The organism is Nocardia sp. NPDC003345 (genome assembly GCF_053589395.1).
The window spans coordinates 1-2,267 of record NZ_JBSFRU010000540.1; the positions used below are offsets into that span (position 1 = coordinate 1).

Here is a 2,267-nt window from a genome sequence, read left to right on the forward strand (position 1 = left end):
CTGTCAGCACTCGAAGCGAAGCGGCGCAGCCGCGAGTCTCGAGTGCTGACAGGCGACGCGGGCCGAACCCCGCGCGGCGAAGCCGCGCCAAAATTACCGTCCCTTGTACTCCGGCACGCGCTTCTCGAAGACCGCCTGGATCGCCTCGGTGAGGTCTTCCGAGGGCAGGAACGCCGCGTTCCACGCCGAGACGTACCGCAACCCCTCCGCGACGGTCGACGCGTCCCGCTGGTCGAGCACATCTTTCACGCCCTGCACCACCAGCGGCGGGTTGGCGGCGATCTCGCGGGCGGTGGCGTCGGCGGCTTCCAGCACCGCTTCCTGGTCGGGGTATACGTCGTTGACCAGCCCGATCTTCTCCGCGCGAGCCGCGTCGATGTCCTTGGCGGTGTAGGCGAGTTCCCGGAGGTGGCCTTCGCCGATGATCGCGGGCAGCCGCTGCAGTGAGCCCACGTCCGCGACGATCGCGACCTTCGCTTCGCGGAGGCTGAACTTCGCTTCCGCGCTGGCGTAGCGGATATCGGCGGCGGCGATGAGGTCCAGGCCGCCGCCGATGCACCAGCCGGAGACCGCGGCGATCACCGGTTTACGGCATTCGGCGACGGCGGTGATCGCGGCCTGGAGGCGGCGGATCTCACCGAGGAAATCGGTGCGCGGCGCGGCGAGGGCGCGGTCGGCCATGAGGGGACCGAACGTGCCGCTCATGGCGGGCAGGTCGAGACCGTAGGAGAAGTGCTTGCCCGAGCCGGTGAGGACCACGGCCCGGACCTCGGCGTCGGCATCGAGTCCGCGGAAGATCTCCGGCAGCTCCCGCCAGAAATCCGGGCCCATCGCATTACCCTTGCCCGGGCCGGTGAGCGTGACCCGTGCGACGTGATCCTTGGTTTCGACGGTGAAAGCCTGCCAGTCTGTCATTCGGCCAGCCTAATGGTCGGGACCATCGAGGGGACGGGCGCGCACTACCCGGGGCGGATCGGGCCCGGGCCGGTGAGTGGGGCAAACGGCGGCGAGACCTGGCCGATCGCTCTACCCTGAGCCCATGCGCAGGTCGCTTCCACCGATAACCTGCCGGGTCTCGGATACTTTGATAGCGCGCGGACACCACGGCCTGATCGTCTCCGCGCCGGAGTCGGCAACGGATGCCGCGGCTACCGCTCGGGTGATGGAGGTGGAGCTCGGCGCTCTCGTGCGGGCCGAGGTCTTCCTACTGGGCGAGGAACCGATCCTGCTGCTGGTTTCGGCCGCCCACCAGGTCGATCCGGTCCGGGCCGGAGCCCGGCTGGAGGGTCCGCTGGCGCCCGCCCCGCCACATCTGGTGATGCTGTACACCGGGCAGATGCCGGGCAGCGTCGCCCCGGTGGGACATCCCGCCAACCTGTCCACCTGGGTGGACAGCGCGCTGGCCGCGTTCGGTGAGCTGTGGGCGGCGGGCGGCAGCCCGGGCACGGTTTTCCGGACCTGCTACCCGGAGCTGCTGCGGATCACCGCCGGGCTGTCGCTGGAGGTCGCGTGACGGCGGTCGCGGCGGGTGTCCGGACAGTGGAACCGGACCGGGCGGTCGTGGCGGTCCGGGGCGTAGCGTCGGCACCGTGACCGAAGCACCACGGCCCGAGACCGGTATCCGGATTCCCGACGACCTCAGCGGTATCACTGCCGAGCAGTACCGTGCCTCGATGCGGCACTACCCCTCCGGCGTCACCGTCGTGACCTTGAATTCCGGGGCCGGCCCGGTCGGTTTCACGGCGACCTCGTTCGCCTCGCTGTCCCTGGATCCGCCGCTCGTCTCGTTCAATATCAGCGATACCTCGTCGAGCCTGACCGCGCTCACCGCCGCCGATTCGGTGGTCATCCATTTCCTGGGCGAGCATCAGCGCCATATCGCCCAGCGTTTCGCCCGGACCGCCGCCCACCGCTTCAGCGACCCGTCCCTGTGGTCGGCCCTCGACACCGGCGAGCCGGTCCTGCACGGCACCCCCCTGTGGCTGCGCACCACCATCGAACAGCTCATCCCGATCGGCGACCACACCTTCGTCGTGGGCCGGGTGGTCCGGGTCCACGACGACACCGCCGAGGAGCCCGCCGCCGCCCCCCTCCTCTACTACAACGGCCGCTACTACCGCCCCACCCCCCTCGCCGACGAAGCGGACTGACCCCCCGGTCCCCATCGACCAGCCCCCGCCGCCCGCACCGAATCCCCGTCTCGGCGCCGAGTCCAGCGAGGCCCACAAAGGGTTCGGCCCGCGTCTGCTGTCAGCGCTCGAAGCGCA

At 70.2% G+C, this 2,267-nt stretch carries 3 protein-coding genes; 2 read left to right on the forward strand and 1 reads right to left on the reverse strand.

What is annotated here, in order from left to right:
- Positions 1-93 precede the first annotated feature (93 nt).
- Complete coding sequence (locus ACWDU1_RS31750; RefSeq protein WP_450004110.1) at positions 94-915, reverse strand: crotonase/enoyl-CoA hydratase family protein; 822 nt, start codon at positions 913-915, stop codon at positions 94-96.
- 124 nt (positions 916-1,039) lie between these two features.
- Between ACWDU1_RS31750 and ACWDU1_RS31755 the strand changes: the two genes are divergently transcribed.
- Positions 1,040-1,513, forward strand: coding sequence for a YbaK/EbsC family protein (locus ACWDU1_RS31755; RefSeq protein WP_450004111.1), 474 nt, complete (start codon positions 1,040-1,042; stop codon positions 1,511-1,513).
- 76 nt (positions 1,514-1,589) lie between these two features.
- Positions 1,590-2,150 (forward strand): flavin reductase family protein, encoded by a 561-nt coding sequence (locus ACWDU1_RS31760; RefSeq protein ID WP_450004112.1) that lies wholly within the window; start codon positions 1,590-1,592, stop codon positions 2,148-2,150.
- The last annotated feature ends 117 nt before the right edge of the window (positions 2,151-2,267 follow it).